The organism is Pseudomonas sp. HS6-2 (assembly GCF_049325675.2).
GTDB classification, from domain to species: domain Bacteria; phylum Pseudomonadota; class Gammaproteobacteria; order Pseudomonadales; family Pseudomonadaceae; genus Aquipseudomonas; species Aquipseudomonas putida_N.
Window position 1 is genome coordinate 2238151 of the sequence record NZ_CM143906.1, and the last position, 16727, is coordinate 2254877.

General features: G+C 56.9%; 17 protein-coding genes and 1 pseudogene. 6 read left to right on the plus strand and 12 right to left on the minus strand.

All coding sequences use genetic code 11. The features are described 5' to 3' along the window. Positions 1-85: 85 nt before the first annotated feature. The gene (locus tag ACOKS3_RS10440; RefSeq protein ID WP_075045761.1) at positions 86-328 is read left to right on the plus strand and encodes a hypothetical protein; all 243 of its coding nucleotides are present in this window, start codon (positions 86-88) and stop codon (positions 326-328) included. 44 nt (positions 329-372) lie between these two features. Here ACOKS3_RS10440 and ACOKS3_RS10445 read toward each other — a convergent pair whose 3' ends face one another. The 10 genes from ACOKS3_RS10445 to ACOKS3_RS10490 all read right to left on the minus strand — a co-directional run bounded on the left by ACOKS3_RS10445 (position 373) and on the right by ACOKS3_RS10490 (position 8920). Continuing rightward, the gene (locus tag ACOKS3_RS10445) at positions 373-801 is read right to left on the minus strand and encodes a single-stranded DNA-binding protein (protein ID WP_075045760.1); all 429 of its coding nucleotides are present in this window, start codon (positions 799-801) and stop codon (positions 373-375) included. Next, positions 798-1301: a DUF3158 family protein gene (locus ACOKS3_RS10450; RefSeq protein WP_075045759.1), complete on the minus strand. Its 504-nt coding sequence runs from the start codon at positions 1299-1301 to the stop codon at positions 798-800. Before ACOKS3_RS10450 ends, ACOKS3_RS10445 begins: the two co-directional genes overlap by 4 nt. Continuing rightward, positions 1298-2053 carry a PFL_4669 family integrating conjugative element protein gene (locus tag ACOKS3_RS10455; protein ID WP_075045758.1) on the minus strand — a complete coding sequence of 252 codons (756 nt, stop codon included), beginning with the start codon at positions 2051-2053 and terminating at the stop codon, positions 1298-1300. Before ACOKS3_RS10455 ends, ACOKS3_RS10450 begins: the two co-directional genes overlap by 4 nt. A gap of 662 nt (positions 2054-2715) precedes the next feature. Then, positions 2716-3570, minus strand: a complete 855-nt coding sequence (locus tag ACOKS3_RS10460; RefSeq protein WP_232891572.1) for an STY4528 family pathogenicity island replication protein — start codon at positions 3568-3570, stop codon at positions 2716-2718. Beyond that, positions 3564-4115, minus strand: coding sequence for a DUF2857 domain-containing protein (locus ACOKS3_RS10465; RefSeq protein WP_075045757.1), 552 nt, complete (start codon positions 4113-4115; stop codon positions 3564-3566). The genes ACOKS3_RS10460 and ACOKS3_RS10465 overlap by 7 nt, the downstream gene beginning before the upstream one ends. Before the next feature lie 16 nt (positions 4116-4131). Next, the gene (locus ACOKS3_RS10470) at positions 4132-5703 is read right to left on the minus strand and encodes a ParB family protein (RefSeq protein WP_075045756.1); all 1572 of its coding nucleotides are present in this window, start codon (positions 5701-5703) and stop codon (positions 4132-4134) included. Positions 5704-5794: 91 nt separating this feature from the next. Continuing rightward, complete coding sequence (locus ACOKS3_RS10475) at positions 5795-6682, minus strand: ParA family protein (RefSeq protein ID WP_075045755.1); 888 nt, start codon at positions 6680-6682, stop codon at positions 5795-5797. A gap of 4 nt (positions 6683-6686) precedes the next feature. Next, positions 6687-6902: an AlpA family transcriptional regulator gene (locus ACOKS3_RS10480; protein ID WP_075045754.1), complete on the minus strand. Its 216-nt coding sequence runs from the start codon at positions 6900-6902 to the stop codon at positions 6687-6689. A 218-nt stretch (positions 6903-7120) separates the two neighbouring features. Further along, a complete protein-coding gene (locus ACOKS3_RS10485) occupies positions 7121-7753 on the minus strand; it encodes a hypothetical protein (RefSeq protein ID WP_232891571.1) in 633 nt (210 codons plus the stop codon). Between the two features lie 168 nt (positions 7754-7921). Beyond that, complete coding sequence (locus ACOKS3_RS10490) at positions 7922-8920, minus strand: LysR family transcriptional regulator (protein ID WP_063423925.1); 999 nt, start codon at positions 8918-8920, stop codon at positions 7922-7924. A gap of 155 nt (positions 8921-9075) precedes the next feature. On the opposite strand from ACOKS3_RS10490, the gene ACOKS3_RS10495 reads away from it, so the two are divergent. From ACOKS3_RS10495 to ACOKS3_RS10505, 3 genes are read left to right on the plus strand one after another with little or no spacing between them, the layout of a single operon-like run. Beyond that, a complete protein-coding gene (locus ACOKS3_RS10495) occupies positions 9076-10218 on the plus strand; it encodes an iron-containing alcohol dehydrogenase (protein ID WP_047595526.1) in 1143 nt (380 codons plus the stop codon). A gap of 45 nt (positions 10219-10263) precedes the next feature. After that, positions 10264-11607 carry an MFS transporter gene (locus tag ACOKS3_RS10500; RefSeq protein WP_070095586.1) on the plus strand — a complete coding sequence of 448 codons (1344 nt, stop codon included), beginning with the start codon at positions 10264-10266 and terminating at the stop codon, positions 11605-11607. A gap of 20 nt (positions 11608-11627) precedes the next feature. Beyond that, a complete protein-coding gene (locus tag ACOKS3_RS10505) occupies positions 11628-13217 on the plus strand; it encodes an aldehyde dehydrogenase (NADP(+)) (RefSeq protein WP_070095585.1) in 1590 nt (529 codons plus the stop codon). A gap of 87 nt (positions 13218-13304) precedes the next feature. Here the strand turns inward: ACOKS3_RS10505 and ACOKS3_RS10510 are convergent. Continuing rightward, positions 13305-13430 (minus strand): annotated as a pseudogene (locus tag ACOKS3_RS10510) (IS30 family transposase); the annotation flags it as partial. On the opposite strand from ACOKS3_RS10510, the gene ACOKS3_RS10515 reads away from it, so the two are divergent. Then, complete coding sequence (locus ACOKS3_RS10515; RefSeq protein WP_075045752.1) at positions 13411-13923, plus strand: recombinase family protein; 513 nt, start codon at positions 13411-13413, stop codon at positions 13921-13923. The pseudogene ACOKS3_RS10510 and the gene ACOKS3_RS10515 overlap by 20 nt on opposite strands. 594 nt (positions 13924-14517) lie before the next feature. On the opposite strand, the gene ACOKS3_RS10520 is transcribed toward ACOKS3_RS10515, so the two are convergent. Next, on the minus strand, positions 14518-16068 hold the full coding sequence (locus ACOKS3_RS10520) for an EAL domain-containing protein (RefSeq protein WP_422763823.1): 1551 nt from the start codon (positions 16066-16068) through the stop codon (positions 14518-14520). A gap of 297 nt (positions 16069-16365) precedes the next feature. Here ACOKS3_RS10520 and tnpB point away from each other — a divergent pair, with 297 nt between their 5' ends. Beyond that, positions 16366-16725 (plus strand): IS66 family insertion sequence element accessory protein TnpB, encoded by a 360-nt coding sequence (gene tnpB / locus ACOKS3_RS10525; RefSeq protein WP_028699721.1) that lies wholly within the window; start codon positions 16366-16368, stop codon positions 16723-16725. The last annotated feature ends 2 nt before the right edge of the window (positions 16726-16727 follow it).

Below are 16727 nucleotides of genomic sequence, written 5' to 3' on the forward strand. Positions count from 1 at the left end.
CGCCTTGAAAGGTTGACTAGCAACGCTAGAGGGCGTATCACATGATGAGAGTTTGGGGACCTGCCCATCACGCGGAGGGAGCGACTTGTACGAATCTGAACAGCATGAAGCGGATGCGTTAGCGATCAAGGCCTGCGATTTGTTCATGGCCACCTATCAGGAACCTGACAATCAGGCTGCGCGCGACAAATTGATGGAGTGGGCCAAGGAAGCGCCGGCGCACTGGCGGGCGTTCCTTGCCCTGGACCAGTACCTGGCGGAAGTCAAAGGGTTGATCGAGGGGGACGACCTGCAGGGCGTCGCCCGCCGCGTGGGGCGCAGCGACTGAGCGGTATCGCGCTGAAGGGCCCGCTTCCACTGACGTCCATCCGCTCAGGTCGACTTGCGGGTGGTTTTCTTGCCGGCCGGCTTGCGGCTGCTGCCCCCATTGTCACTGGCCTTTTCGCGCATGGATACGCCGGCCAGACGATGCGGCAGGATGCCGATGTGCCGCGCCTCGACCTTGAATGTCACCCGGGCATTGTCCTCGCTGTCTTCCCACTCATCCTTGACCGTTCGGCCCATGACCAAGACGCGCATGCCTTTCTGGTACAAGGTGCTCCAGTGCTCGGCATCGCGGTGCCAGAGCTCGACCGGGGCCCAGTAGCCGCCGCGATCTTCGTAGCCGCCCTCGCGTGGTACTGGGTTGTCGAAATACACATTCAGCCGCAGCAACCGCTTTGGCTCGTCCGGGTTGCTGTTGAACTCCTGAAACTCAGGCGGACTGCCGATGTTGCCTTCGCCAACAAAGAACGTGCTCATGGGTGTTTCTCCTCGGTGGTGAAATCGGAAAGGACGTCGTCGGCATAGCCGAGCTTGATGGCGCCGATGAATACCTGGCGATAGAGCGAGTTCAGGCTGCTCATCTGCAGGTTGAGGACGATCCGGTTGGCCTCCAGCTGGTACAGCGCCTGGCGCAACTCCGGCTGAAGCAACGGATGCTCCATCGCCGCTTCCCAGACCTCCACGCCCATGCGCTTGAAGTCCGGGCTGCGCCAGCGGAGGAAGCAGGCGCCCTGGGAGCTGTGCTGGACGCTCAGTCGCAACTCGAGCAACGAGAAGGGTGGCTGCGCCATGATCGCCAGCATCGCGCCCATCAGGGTCTCGAGTTCGCCGCGCAGCTGTTTGATTGTCTCGGCGAACTGGAACAGCTCCCCCTTACCCTTAAAAGGCTTTAAAAGGCCTTTTAGAGAGGCACTTTGTTCAAACTCGCGATAGGCCTCCGATGACAAGCAATGGGCGATCGCTTCGGCCAGAGTCATGCTTCACCGCCTTCGGCTGGGGCGCCGGGCGAGGGCTCCACGCCGGTCTCCAGTGGATCGACCTCGACGGTCAACGGTGCTTTTGTTGCGCGGACGATGGGCGGCGCGAATTGCGAGCGCCGCGTGCCTTCGAGAATGTCTTGCGGTGGGATGCCGAACTTGTCGATGGCTTCGCGAGCGCGGGCGTTGTTGGCGGCCATGTCATCTCGGCTGACCCCAGCGAGCCGGTACAGCTGCGCCATGCTGAACAGGCTGCGCAGCAGGTGAGCGCCACGATCGATCCAATGCTCCATGTCGACCCGGCCAATCAGCGCAGTGTGGTGGGCCAGCAGGATCCGGCGCACCAGGCTATCGTAGTCGGTCAGCAGGTAGACTGCGAGAAACCCCAACTGGCTGCCGATGAACAGTGGCAGGGTGACAGGGTGGATGTTCAGGTTGTCGCCGATGCTGACCTGGGACGGTAGGTCGCGCTCGACCAGTTTGACTTGCTCGGTCAACGCCAGCAGCTCGGCCTTGACCTGCAGCACCTTGTCTTCCAATTGCAACATGAACCAGTCGGCGAAGGGGTCGTCCTGACTGCTCGCCTGCTTGAGCAGGTTGGTGACGCTGATGTAGCCCGCCATGCCCATGATCCCGAACACGCCTTCGCGTCCGGCACGGCCCTGCCACAGACGTGCCGCATGATGCGTGTGCAGGGTGAGGGTGATGCTGCTGCGCAGTGAGCCCAGGTTGAGCTGGTAGTGGTCGGCCATTGCCAGATCCTCGCCGTCGGAATGACGCCGACGATCTGCGCTCTAGGGCGACCTGACAGTGATCAATATGAAGGCGATGGGCTCACATTGCTTGGGGTCTCAATGGTCTTGACACTGATGCCACTGTGATCAAATCCACTGAGTGCCAACGCAGCCAAGGGATACGTTCTGCCTCGGCCACTGCTCCGATCTGTCACCTAACCCTACCTATCGCACCCCTCGAGCGATTGTGTCTGGCTAGAAGACGTCACTGGACTGATGCCACTGTGATCAAATCCATTGAGGGCCGCTGAACGTTGGAGACCTGGAAGACTCAACGCGCTGTTACGTTGTCCCGTTGACGACACCGCAGCGAAGCTTGAGCTGCTCCAGGTACGCCTTGGCCAGCGGCGAGGCCACCCGGCTTCCGGATTCCCGTGAGCGCTCATCAGCCGGCTCAGGCGGGCGAATGCGCTTGCGCGGTGCTGGTGGTACATCTCTTCGTGCGGCCCAAAGCGTGAATTCGCCCTGGCAGGCTCGCTTGATCAGCCCCAACAAGTAGGCAATGGGTTTGCGGATGTCGCCGCGGCTGCAGCGAACGGCTGCTTCATTGATCACCGCTTGTCGCTGTTCGGGCTCGAGCTGGCGCAGCGCCTGGACTGCCCGACGCTGTTCGGTCGGACTCAGCTGCAGACCCTCTGGCCAATCGGCGCTGCCATCGGCCGAGGTGGGCGGTACTGTACTTTTTTTGCTTTTTTTTGTACGGTACGGTCGAGCGTTGAATTCCGAACGGCAGCCGTAGCCGGGACATCTACGCTGGGTTCGGAATCGGTCGAGGACGGTGCGGCAGACCGAACGCAGTGCGCCTCGCCTAGTTCGGAATGCTCGACATGGCTGTCGGCCTGCAGCGGCAAGACCTGTTGAGCGCCTGTTGCGGGGAGCGAAGCCATCATGGTTAAGGCCTCTTCAGCCACCTCCGGATCCGCCCGCAGTTCCTGGAGGAGGTGTTGAGCGAGATCGCGCACGCCTTTGGTGGCATGGGACAGGTTTTGGCTGATCAGGGGCAGGTAGCCGGCATCTTGGCCGATGGCTTGTGCGGGTGACAGCGGCGCGTCGTGCAGCACGTAGACACAGCCGCGCAGGCAACCCTGCTCATCGCGATAACGTTCGCTCAGGCTGAGCCAGCGGGTGGCACGCAGCACGTTCAGCGCGCGGGCGATGGTCTCGCGGGAAGCCCGCGCGCCACAGGGGCTGGTCGCCAGATAGGGCTGCAGGTCCTGATAACGTGGGGTACGCATTTGCCGCTCGGTGATCAACCAGCGCAGCACCAACCAGAGATTGCGCTCCACGGGCGTGAGCCGGCGATCCTGCAGCAATCCCTGCGGTAGCGGTTCGGTGCTGCCGTGGTAGACGAAGCCCGGCCCCTCGGCCAACGCACGGGCGGCCCTGGCTTGTTCGGCCTGCTCCAGACAGCGCTTGAGCGTGACCATGCTCTGGCGCACCACGTCAGCCCAGTCCACGGAGTAGAAATTCAGCATGGGATACCTCCGTACAGCTCGATCTGCTGCCAGATCAGGGTCAGGCTGATCTGTTGTTCCTCGGCCAGCATCATCATCGCGTCCAGTGGCTCGCTGTCCGGATCTTCAGTTCGCAACTGGCGCCAACGGTTCCACACGGCATGTTCCTGGGCTTCGCTGAGCTGGACAGGGCGACCTCGATGGGTCTCGATCTTCAGGATTCGCCGACGCAACGCCGTGTCGGAGTGGTCGAGGCCGAAGCAGCGGTACATGATGTTCGAACTCGCCCCCAACTTCAGGGCGCGGTTGATCAGCCGCTCGTTCAGCTCGTCGCGTTCGGCCTGGGCGATCAGGCGCCGCAGCACCGTGGTGTCGACCTTGATTTCGACCCAGGCAATCGTGGAGTGCGCCAGGTGGGACAAGGTCGTAGGCGCCAGCGACTGCAGCACCTCGATGTCCTCGTCGCCGAGGCCCAAGGCCTTGCAGCGTTGCAGCCGACCATGGCGCAGCTCATGCAGGACCTGGTTCAACATGGCGTGGTTCAGCAGATTGAACGACGTGCTCATGCGGCACCTCCGGGTGTCAGCGGGTGGACGACAGCGTGAGTTCGATCAGGCGTCGAGAGAGCCGGATAAGTGAAAACAGTTGCGCCAGTTGAGGATCGGGGAGCCGCTCAATCCCGATCGCGAGCGCTGGGCGCTCGATCAGCGGCAGGTCGTAGACACCCAGCAGCAGTTGACCAAACAGCGCTGCCGGGAGCTGCTGACGTTGCTCCCAAGCAACGTCGTCTTGCACGCGCAGCAGCGCGCCCAACAGCAGTTGAATCCCGGTGCGGTGGGGTGTCGAAGGCGCTGCTGTATCGGGCGCCAATGAGAAACCGAGGCCTTCCTCCGTGGCGCAGACCATGTGTGGTGCATTGGCGTAGCCGGCCAGTTCGCTGGCCAGCTGCGCGCACGCCTGGCGCAGTCGCACCAGATCTTCCAGAGCCGGCGGAATCGGCCAGATCGTATCCAGTGAGCCGGGCGAGGACTGAAGCCCAGCATTGCCGAGATTGGCAGACTGAGCGGGCGGTGGCGCAGTTGGAGTGCGTACCTGTTCACGGGTGACGGCAGGAGGCTGCTTCAGGTCTGCCTGTTCGGGTTGCCTATCAGCAGGTTGCGGAGGGCAGACCAGCTCCGGTGAGTGGAGCCCCGTGGGGGCTTCAGGCTCACTACCGGAAGTGGTATCGGTGTCTTGGCCCACGCCCTGCGGCGAGGGCAGGGACCGGTCGGGCGTCAGTGGCTGACGTGATGCCTGGCCGCTATCCTGGAACAGCTCCAACGCCAGCAGGCGTGGTGACTGGTCCAAGGATTTCGCCATGTGCGCGAGCAGTTCGTCCTGCAGCTCGGCGGTGTCCAGCTCGGCGGCTGTGCAGTCGAACGTAGACAGCACCTCCAACCACAACGCGGTGAAATCCAACCGTGTCGCAACGTACCGATTCCACACCGATTCGGCACGTCGACGCAGGTTAAGGGTCCGCTCGATCGAAGGTCTGCCTAAGCCGGCGTACAAGGTTTGCGGGATCGCCGGCAGCAGGTGCTCCAGGGTGTCCAGCATCCGGCTGATGTGCGATTGCGAGATTGGGTAGCCGCCGGCCGATAGTTGCGCCGCCAGTTCACGTTGACTCAGGCTACCACCGTCTACCAGAAGCATGTCGCGGAACTTGGCCACGGCCAGGGCCCGCTCGATGAAAGTCAGTTGGCCGTGCAGGTCACTTTCGGCCAGATGGCCCAGCAGCGTATGGAGCTCCGACTGCCAGGGGCGAAACAGGCAATGGATGCGGAAAAAACGGTCGTCACGGGTTTCTTGCCACAGTTCGCCGAGGATACTCAGCCGTGTATTGCCGCCATTTCGGATGATGAACTGCGGCTCGCCGGGCCGGCGCGTGATAGAGGGGGGCTGGTCCAGGCCGCGGTCGCGGATGGAGGCCTTCAGTTCCTCGTACAGCGGATTACGGATGAAGCGTGGATTGTGCTCGTAGGGCCGCAGCTGCTCGAGGGTCACCACCATCGGCGTGTCGCAGTCGGGATCGGTGGGCGATACCTGTGTTGCCCGCTGTGGGAAGTGCCCGTGCTGGAGCTTACGCGTGATGTCGTCGGAGGTTGGTGGTTTCATGGGTTTGCCCCTGATCTGTCAGTGCAGGCGCCCCCGCCCTGGCCTTCCCAGTTGTCTGCGTGGGTGGGGCAGCGGGGGGAAGGGCAGGGCACTAGGCGGGTCGGCCGGTGACGCATTCCTCTGAGGCAATGCTGTCGGGATAAGAGCGCGCACGGCCCCTGGGCTGGGCCAGTCGCTGCTCCCACTCCGGGAACAGTTCATTGGCCAGTGCCCGCATGACATCGGCCGCGCAGCGACTGCGCGATCGAGGGGCGGCTTTCGACTCGATCCGGTGCACCGGCAATCCCAATGACGCGGCATTGAGGTACGCGACGCGATCGGGAATCACCGTTTTACAGACGCTGACATGCGGGTCGGCGGCAAAGGTGTTGCGCAGGCTCTGCATGATCAGGCAGGTATCGCGCCGGTTGGCGTTCACCTGATTGAGAAGCAGTTTCACCGGGGGCAAGTACACGCCGAGGTAGCGGTAGGGTTCCAGCTCTTCGAACAGGCCGAGCGTGCCGCGGCGCAGTTCGCGTGCCGCGAGCATTTCCGGTGGCAACGGGCATAGCGCACAATCGGAGGCGAGGATGGCCATTTCCACCACCACGCTGCGCGCGCCCTGGGTGTCGACGATCAGCACATCGTACTGATCGGCAAATGCGGGTAGCAGGTTGCGCAGGCGCAGTCGGCCATCGGTCGCGTGCAGCAGTACGGTGCCCAGGTGGCCCGCGCGGTCGTTGGAAACGATCAGTTCAAGCCGCGGGATGGTGGTGACGGAAATGATCTGCTCGGCAACCGTGAGCCGCTGCGAGATCAGTTCGTAACTGCCCGCTTCACGTGACTTGCACAGAGCGTAGTAGCTGGACAACGTCGGTTGACTGTCTAGGTCGAGCAGCAGCACCTTCAAGCCCGCGTCGGCAAGCAGGCCGCCGAGGTTGGCGGCAACCGTGGTCTTGCCGGCCCCGCCCTTGGTCGAGATCAGCGAAAGGACTTTCATGGCACTACTCCCGAACAGACAGGCGATCCTGAACCCACTGCTCAATCTCCAGCGAGTCCCAACCGACCGCGCGCGTGCCGATGCGCCGGCATTGCGGGAATAGTCCGGCCTTCATCAAGTTGTAGATGTGCGAGCGTTTGAAGCCGGTTTTTTGTTCCACCTCATCGCGGCGCATGATGTGGCGATCGGCGGAAGCTGGGGCAGGGCTGGCCGGTTCCATGGTGTCACTCCTTAGCGCCATGTGGCGCGCAGTGGGATGTGACAGTCAGTGAAGGTCCGTGGGGGTGAAAAATCATTGCCAGGCAATGGCCGCCATTGCCTGGCTATTCGGAGTTAGGCCTGCTCCGCTTGGGCCAAATGGCGGCGAGCCAACGCAAATTTCCGATCAAGGGTGTGTTTGCTCAAACCATGTAGGCCGGGAAATTGAGACAAAATAGCCTAGACTACCGCAGTCTGATTTTTATAGATCGACTGCACTAGGCCGGATTTCGACTTGCCTACGGTGATTGCCAGTAGGGCGCCGATGATCGTGTAGTGGACGCTGGCGGAGGCTTCAGGGGCTGGCTCCGCTGCATCAAGCTGCGCCGTTAGCTCGTTTTCATGGCGCTTGTAGACCGTCATCTCTTCGACAACAGAATCGTAGGCCTGATGCATTTTCTCAAACTCACGCGCGTAGAAGTCCCGTTCAGCTTGCACAGCCAAAAAGGCGTTCAAACTCACGCATTCGAGGTGGTCGATATTTTTGGGGAACAGGAATTCGGGTTTTTCCTCCGGATGGTTTAGCGCAAACCAGGCCCGCAGATCCGGACGGCGTGTGGACCAATACACTCGCTCGGCGTGGTCGTTGAGCGTAATGGGCCCGCCGAGGAACGTTGCCGGTAGCTCACCCGAGGCAATGGCGTCGTAGATGCGCTCCACATAGAAGTAGAGACAGGGCCACTGCGGAAAATGCTTGAGTAGCTCACCTGAGTGGGCTATTTCGACCTGTAAGATCTCTGCGGTGTGATCGGCCAGATCGCACCAAAGAATTGCCGCATCGATGGGGTGATAGCAGCTTTTGATCGCGTCCATGGAGAACAGCCTCCAGCTGAAGTCGTCCTAATCGCCGATGGGATCATTATTTTGAATCTCATTCGAGCGAGCTAGACTCCGAAAGCAGTTTCGGATCCAATAACGTGACAAAGTATTTTCATTATAGTTCGCCGTAACTCTTCAGGCTGCGACGAGTTTTGACGTAGATCAGTGGGGATTGTGGTTCGGTCGCAGTGCCCGACCACCTTCTGATTGAAGCGCTTTAGGGCGGCCTGCATCGTCGAGCTCGACTTGTATCAGCAACCCCCTCAGTTGCTCCATAGCCGGTGTGGCCTGGCTACCTCTGCGTGTTACCAACTCGTAGGGGTCGCTTACGGACTTGATGGCCAAGGGCAAGATGCATACGCGGTTGTGCTGGACGCACTGCTTGGCCACATCGATTGACACAAGCGCAACGAATTCGGGCTGGTTCTGCAGCAGTGACAGCGTTGCCAGAATCGACGTGGTCTCCACCAGGTGCAGAGGGAAGCGGATGCCCGCATCATGGAACTCTCGCTCAAGCTGCACCCGCATAGGCATGTTGGCCCGGTAGACGATCCACCGACTTTCAGCCAACTCCTCCAAGCGAAGTGCTCCAGCGGCCTGGAGGGGGTGGTCGATGTTGGCGATGACCGCCAGAGTCTCGTCCTGAACAAACGCACTCGAGAAAAGATGCGGCGAACTGCTCACACTCGTCCGGCACAGGGCCATGTCCAGACGCCCGCTCTCGATCTGGGTTAAGAGCGATTGGCTGGTGTCCTCAATGATCTCGAATGACATTTCCGGCTGTATAGCAGTCAGCTGGGAGACCGCCTTCATCAACAGCGGCACTGCCCCCATGATCGCCCCCACCGCAAGGCGTCCCCCGACCCCTCTCAGGATCGCATCCAAATCGTGCCGCAGGTTCGAGATATCAGTCTGCACCACCCTGGCGTACCTGATGGCGCAATAGCCGGCAGCCGTTGGTTCAAGCCCACGGTTGTTGCGATTAAAAAGCGTCGTACCAAAAGTCGTCTCGATCTCCTGAAGGGCCTTGCTTGCCCCAGGTTGTGTCAGCCCCACGCTATTTGCGGCTCCGAGAAGAGAGCGGTGCTCGTCCAGCTCGATGAGCAATCGCAGGTGTCTAGCGTGGAGCCTGGACATGATCGAGTTGAGGGACGGGGTCATTTGGTATGAATCCTAGTTATACCTGTATGGATTGTTCTCAATACCACGGCTGAATTCAGATTTCTATACTGGCGCGGCACGATGTCGCACTCGGTGCGGCGGATTGGCCTGAGATCGGCCCAAAATAACAAAGCCAGTAGGCTCGAGGAGACCCCATGTCCCTGATCAATTACATCACCCAGATCCAGTTTGAAGTCGGAGCTATTTCGCTCCTGCCTGCAGAGTGTCAGCGCATTGGTATTACCCGCCCTTTGATCGTCACTGACCGTGGTGTCCGTGCGGCAGGTATCGTCGATGTAGCTCTGAGCAAATTCACCGACTCCACTGTTCAGCTGCCGATCTATGACGGCACGCCACCCAACCCAAACGAAAATGCTGTTCGTGAAGCAGTGGCCATGTTCAAGGAATGCGGTTGCGACGGCATCATCGCCATCGGCGGCGGTTCCGCTATTGACCTTGCCAAAGGTGTAGCCGTATGCGCCAAGCACGAAGGCCCGCTGAAAAGCTTCGCTGTCATCGAAGGTGGCCTGGCTCGCATCACTCCAGCAACGGCCCCTGTGATCGCAGTGCCGACCACTGCCGGCACCGGCAGCGAAGTTGGTCGTGGCGCCATTCTCATCTTGGACGATGGCCGTAAGGTTGGCGTGATCTCCCCCCACGTTGTTCCAAAATCTGCAATCTGTGACCCGGAACTGACTCTTGGCCTGCCTGCAGTTTTGACTGCTGCTACCGGGATGGATGCGATTGCCCACTGCCTCGAAACCTTCATGGCTCCGTCGTTCAACCCACCTGCGGACGGTATTGCATTGGACGGCCTGTGGCGTGCCTGGCGCTTCATCGAAACCGCTACCCAAGATCCGAAAAATCTGGAAGGTCGCACCAACATGATGAGTGCTTCCCTGCAAGGCGCTCTCGCGTTCCAGAAAGGTCTGGGTTGCGTTCATAGCCTGAGCCACTCGCTGGGCGGCATCAATCCTCGCCTGCACCACGGCACTCTCAACGCAATCTTCCTGCCGGCTGTGATCCAGTTCAACCGCAAGGCAGCGACCATGGTCAACGAGCACAAGACAGCGCGTATTGCTCAAGCGATGGGGTTGGCTGACGAAAGCCAAATCGAAGATGCGATCCGGGACATGACCCGAGCACTCGGCCTGCCAACCGGCCTGCGGGAGCTGGAAGTCACTGAAGACATGTTCCCCAAAATCATCAAAGGCGCTCTCGCAGATCACAGCCATCGCACAAACCCGCGTGAAGCTTCTGCAGAGGATTACCAGTGGATTCTCGAGGCCTCCATGTAAGCCTCGAAATCCTGCCCTCATCCAATAACAAGAAAGTGAACGCCTATGAACACCAAATATGCGGAAGCGGAGCTCAACCGTAAGCCTGAAACGGTGGCGAGCTCAAACCCCTTCAAGAAGTACCAGGTCATCACCGTCAGCCTGCTGCTGGTGATCGGCATCATCAACTATGTGGATCGGAGCGCTCTGTCGATTGCAAACACCTCTATCCAGCGGGATATGGGGATTACGCCTTCCCAGATGGGCATCCTCCTGTCAGCGTTCTCGTTGGCATATGCCCTGGCTCAGCTTCCACTGGGTGTGATCATTGATCGCCTGGGCAGCAAGATTTCACTGGGCGCAGCGCTTCTTGGCTGGTCTGTTGCTCAAACTGCTTCTGGCTTGATCAACACATTCTCTGCGTTCATCGGTTTGCGGATCGTGCTGGGTATCGGTGAAGCACCAATGTTTCCTTCAGCTGCTAAGGCACTTTCAGAGTGGTTCGAAGCTGAGAAGCGTGGGACGCCCACTGGGATCGTGTTGTCGTCGACATGCATAGGGCCTTGCATCGCGCCACCACTCTTGACCCTGCTGATGGTCAATTGGGGATGGCGTGGCATGTTCATTGCCACCGGCGTTTTTGGAATCTTGATCGCTGCCTGCTGGTTCGCCTTCTACAAGAGCAAAGAGCGTTTTTTGGCTGAGCTTCCTGCAGAGGAACGCGAACGTCTACTGGCTACGCAAGCACAGAGGCAGGCAGCAATTACAGCAAGGCCCAGCGTGAAAGCTCAGTTGAGCGCGTGGGCTGAGCTGTTCCAGCACAAAAGCACTTGGGGTGCAGTCCTGGGGTTCATGGGCGTGATCTACATGCTATGGCTGCACCTCACCTGGTTGCCAGGTTATTTCGAGCGTGAGCACGGTCTCAGCCTGTATCAAACTGCCTGGATCGTTTCCTTGGCCTATGTATTTGGCGCCTTGGGCACCATCGTCGCTGGCCGTTTCTGTGACCGACTGGTGAAGAATGGGGCCACCGTACTGGGTAGCCGGAAGCTCGTAGTTGTCTGCGCACTGTTCTCAGCTGCTGCATTCACCATCCCTCTGTCGTTCGGCAGTGGCTTCATCCTCAGCGTGGTGTTGCTGTGCGGTGCATTGTTCAGCGTCAACATGGCCAGCTCAACTGCTTGGATGATCGCTAACACAGTCGTGGATAGTCGACGGGTTGCTTCCTTCGGCTCTATCCAGAACTTCGGCGGTTACCTGGCGGGATCGGTGGCACCCATTGTCACTGGCTTCAGCATCCAGCAATCCGGCTCATTCGCTTCCGCATTTTTGATCAGTGCTGCCGTGGCATCGGTGGCAGCAATGGCTTACGTGCTTCTTCTGAAGCAGCCCATTTCCACTGACAAGTAACAAGTTTTCGGAGTAGATATATGCAACTCACAGGTGAACAACTAATCGGTTATCGAGCGGTGCGCGGCGAAGGCCGTGAACTCCTTGCGATCAATCCTAATAACCAACAGTCTATTCCAAGCCCTGTGTTCAACTGCGCAAGCGCAGCTCTGGTTAACGAGGCCTGCGAGCTGGCCGAACAGGCGTTCGACTCGTTCCGCTCCGCTGCACCTGAATTGCGTGCCCGTTTTCTCGAAGAGATTGCGGAAGGGATCGTAGGCCTGGGCTCTACATTGACTGAGCGTGCTCACCTCGAAACCGGGCTGCCCATGGCTCGACTTGAAGGCGAGCGGGGACGCACCGTCGGTCAGTTGCGGCTTTTCGCATCTGTTCTTCGCCAAGGCCGTTGGCAGGATGCGACACTCGACTCGGCTCTGCCAGATCGTCAGCCGCTTCCACGCCCGGACCTGCGCATGTGCAAAATTGCGCTGGGGCCTGTCACCGTCTTCGGTGCAAGTAATTTCCCGCTCGCTTTCTCTGTCGCAGGTGGCGATACCGCTTCCGCACTGGCCGCAGGTTGCCCTGTTGTCGTGAAAGCACACCGCGCTCACCTGGGAACCTCCGAGCTCGTAGGGCGAGTGATCCAGGAAGCTTCGAAGCGCCTTGAATTGCCTGAGGGAACGTTCTCGCTGATTGTCGGTGATGGCAACGATGTAGGACAGCAGTTGGTATCGCACCCGGCTATCAAAGCCGTAGGTTTCACCGGATCACGTAGCGGTGGCCTGGCATTGATGCGGGCAGCGGCAGCGCGGCCTGAACCCATCCCCGTCTACGCCGAAATGAGCAGCATCAACCCGGTATTCCTCCTGCCAGGTGCACTGTCTGCTCGGGCAGAGTCCATCGCCACCGGCTTCATCGACGCTCTGGTAATGGGCGCAGGCCAGTTCTGCACCAACCCAGGCATCGTGCTTGCAGTCGATGGCCCTGACCTGGAAGCCTTCCTGGACAAGGCCGGAGCTCATCTGGGCGACAAGGCTGCGCAAACCATGCTGACTCCTGGCATTCATTCTGCCTATTCGCAAGGGATTGATCGCATCACCAGTCAGTCCTGCGTTCAGGCCGTTGCTTCAGGCCAGCCTGATCTTGGAGCCACACAGGCACAGGGGCATCTCTATCAAACGACCTTCGAAAGCGTGGCAGCCAATGCACAGCTCTTGGAGGAGGTGTTTGGCCCGGCAGCTATCGTCATCCGTTGCCAGAACGTCAACGAAATGCTCGCGTTCGCCAAATCCATCGAGGGTCAGCTGACGGCGACACTTCATCTTGAAGATGAGGACTTGGCGATTGCTCAAGGTTTGGTGCAAGCCATGGAGAAGAAGGCTGGCCGCGTATTGGTCAACGGCTTCCCAACTGGCGTGGAGGTATGTGACTCCATGGTACACGGCGGTGCTTTCCCTGCTACCTCTGACAGCCGCACAACGTCGGTTGGTTCGACTGCAATCGACCGCTTCCTTCGTCCTGTTTGCTATCAAAATTTGCCAAATGTCCTCCTCCCTGAGGCATTGAAGCAAAACAACCCTTTGAATATCTGGCGCCTGGTAGACGGAAAAACCACTGCTCCGAAAGGCTAGAGCAACAAATGCCAGCAGCCACACGCAGCCGTGGCTGCTGGCATCCAATTGATCAAATGGCGGTTGCAGGAGCTGAGTGCAACACGGTCATTGAATTGAAGCTGGAGCATCATGCCGCATAACCATGGCCTTCTGCATCACCTCGCCCATAACCTCGATTGGGCATTTGAAGTCGAAGCGCTTACGCGGACGCATGTTCAGTTGCAGTGCGACCCCTTTCTGGATCAGCTATGTTGATGAGGGATTCATCCTTAACGAACATGCAGAAGCCGTGAAACGTGCCGCAGAACTCTGTTTTGAAATGGGTGCAAGAGCAACTGCCCAAGAATTAAACAAGATGAACTTCCCCAAGAAATATACTGAAAGCATTGTTGGGAAGGTTCTTCGACAGCCCGCAATTTACGGGTCTTTTATCGCTATGGAGTGGGACGAATCAGGTAAGCCGATTCAGGTCAAAAAAGAGATTAAAGGCTATTATCCGGCAGTAATTTCAGAGTCAGAGTTTTATAGAGTCGGCGCAAAATTGAGTGAGCGACAAGACCCAAAACTTGCAGGGCGGAAGGTCGCAGAATTCAAAAACATCTTACGAGGGATTGTTTTTTGTGCCTGTGGCTCGGGCTTCCGTTACCACGCACAAAAAAGAGAGTATGTTGACTTGGTGTGCTCGGCCTCATTGGCTGGGCGCTGCACGTATGCATCACCATGAAAAGGCGTCAGATATAGATATGCACGAATAGAGGAAATATTCCTTGCCTACCAATCTCTTATCCCATTTCACAGAATAATACCAAAGCCTAAGGATATTAAGTCGCTGGAAAATGAAAAGCAAGAGCTAGCTGGAAAAATTCTTCAACAGGAAAAATCGTTAGCAAGCAATTTCGACATTCTTACTAATACCTCGGAAACGGCCAAAAAATACATTCTAAGCAAAATTGAGGAAGTAGCTCACGACTTGGACCAGCTTAAAGCAAAGCATAATGAGATTAGCCTAAGAATTAGTTCGCTGCATCTGGCCAGTAAATCCATGCTTAACGTTATGGAAATTTACAAGCTCCTTTTGAACGAGCATGGGCGAATGCGAGTAAATAATTTCCTAATCGGTCAAAACGTAAGAATTACTATAACGCCTACTAAGAAAAACATTTCATCATGGATGTTCACTTGGCTGATGAGCACATTGACCGCATCAGTTTCACCCCGAATGGATACACTGCCGAAAAGAAGCCCCATCTCTAAATCGCTACCAGCCCTAAAACGCACCCAGTCAAAGATTGGGCACCTTTTAGGGCTAATATAAAATTTATTCATGTGCAAAATTCATCGCTTCACCCCTAGCTCTTTGCGATCTGACTTTTTCAGTAAGTTCGCTAATTGGCAATGCCTTGCTGAATAGCCATCCTTGAACAAGTGCATCAGGACAGAAATCAAGAATTGCTTTTTTCTGAGCTTCCGTCTCCACGCCCTCAAAAATTATTTTTGCGTTTAAAGCTTTTGCTATCTCATGAATCTTTTGCAGCACTACTGCTGCCGGAGAGTCTGTTCCAGCAGCTTTTGAGAACGACTTGTCAATTTTTATAATATCAACATTGAGCCCGGCCAGATAGGATAGACTTGAATATCCTGAGCCGAAATCGTCAATTAATACTTTATAACCAGAAGCTCGAATGGACTCAATTTTTTGTTCGACCTGGCTAATTTCAGCCGTTGCCCCTTCAAGAATTTCAATTGCAATCTGGCTAGCTGATACGCCGTGACTTCTTGCTGTATCTGATATGTGTCGAATTAGACCGCCATCCAGCAGGTCCTTGGTTTCAATGTTAAAACTCAAATATACTCCCGGATGGCAAGCCAGGCCTCTCGAACACTCTTCCAAAGCCCTATTAACAATCAGCTTGTTCAGCTTCTCTTGCAAACCAAGAGCTTCCGCTTTTTGGATGAAGACATTTGGAGGGACTGATCCGAATTTCTTATCGTGCCAGCGCGCCAAAACTTCGAACCCGGAAACCTTGCCGGTCTTGCCATGAACAATTGGCTGATATGTAGTTGATATTAGCCCATTTCTAATAGCGTATTTTAAACGATATGAAAGTGAGTTTCTAACTCTACGATATTGGTGGGCAGCATAGAAAGCCAACAAGCCCAAAGAACAGCCAATTAATGCGACAAACAGGAAAAGAGTAGGTTTGCTGGCCTTGAAAACATTTGCTTGAATGTTCGAGCTAACACAAATGTCGTATTTTTCAGAGCACACTCTTGCAGATGCGCTGCTTAGGATATTTCCTTGCTGAAAATCGCCGAACGTGCGCATGATGGTTTTGCCGTCACGAGAGACAATAAATGCATTTAATTCTGCTGGCGGTGATTCAAAAGGTGCAAATGCGGTGGGTGACGTAACCACAAATGAGTTTTCTTTTGCTGAAACATCAATTTTTATTGCGCCGGGAAAATAGCTTGAAGCTGCACTCCACAGCCTAACATTGTTTTTCGTAAGTCTACCCTCACCAGCCAACCTGAAAGCAGGGATTACGCCCCACATAGCGGAGCAAGTAATAGTGTTGTTTTTTATTCGCCCTGCATCTTTTACAAAGCGATATTCATATAAAACTCGTTTTAACGTGTCTAGGTCAGTTAGCCCGCAAGACTCGTCAGAGGTATTGTTTAGCTCATCAAGTGCAGCTGTAAGGTTTCCTGCGACCATTTCGGCATGATTGAGAATAACCTTAGCGTGGGACTCTATCCTGTTATCTGCACTAGCCAACCATAAAAGCTGTGTCACTCCAAATGAGAACAGCACTCCAACTGTCAGGCATCCAGCTAAATAGCACAGAGTGCTTTTTTCGAGCTTTTTCATGCGCACCGCACCACCCATGATTCCCTATTTCCGCCTTATGCCAGATCTCTGTGGGGTTGCATAGGGGCTATATGAGCATTTTCAACCATCACGCTATGCGTGACGGCGCTGGACAAATCCAGCGCCAAATGCTGGCCCTAACAAGTCAGGGCCAGCCGGACAAATCCGGCTAAAAACCAAAGCCTCGGACAAGTCCGAGGCGCTGGACAAATGTAAGGGATCCATCATCCCCACATTCCAAGCGTCCACCTGATTCACGATGCTGCGCTCCCGATTTCTTTCTGGAGCCAGCCCACCATGATGCGTCCCGACAGCAAAGTCGAAAAAGTCTACCTCTATCCCAAGTCCGTGGACTTTCGAAAGTCCATCGACGGGCTCACTGCCCTGGTCGAACTGGATATCAAAGTCGCCGTGTTCGACCCGGTACTTTTCGTCTTCCTCAATAAAGCCCGCAACCGCATTAAGGTGTTGTACTGGGAGCGCAACGGCTTCTGCCTTTGGCTCAAGCGCCTCGAAGCCGAGCGTTTCAAAACCTCCCCCGACGCCACCGACGAAGCTATCATTCTGACCGTCCAGGAACTGAATTGGCTACTCGACGGTTTCGATCTCTGGCGCAACCGTCCGCATCAGGTTTTGACACCCCGTTTCGTCGCTTGAGC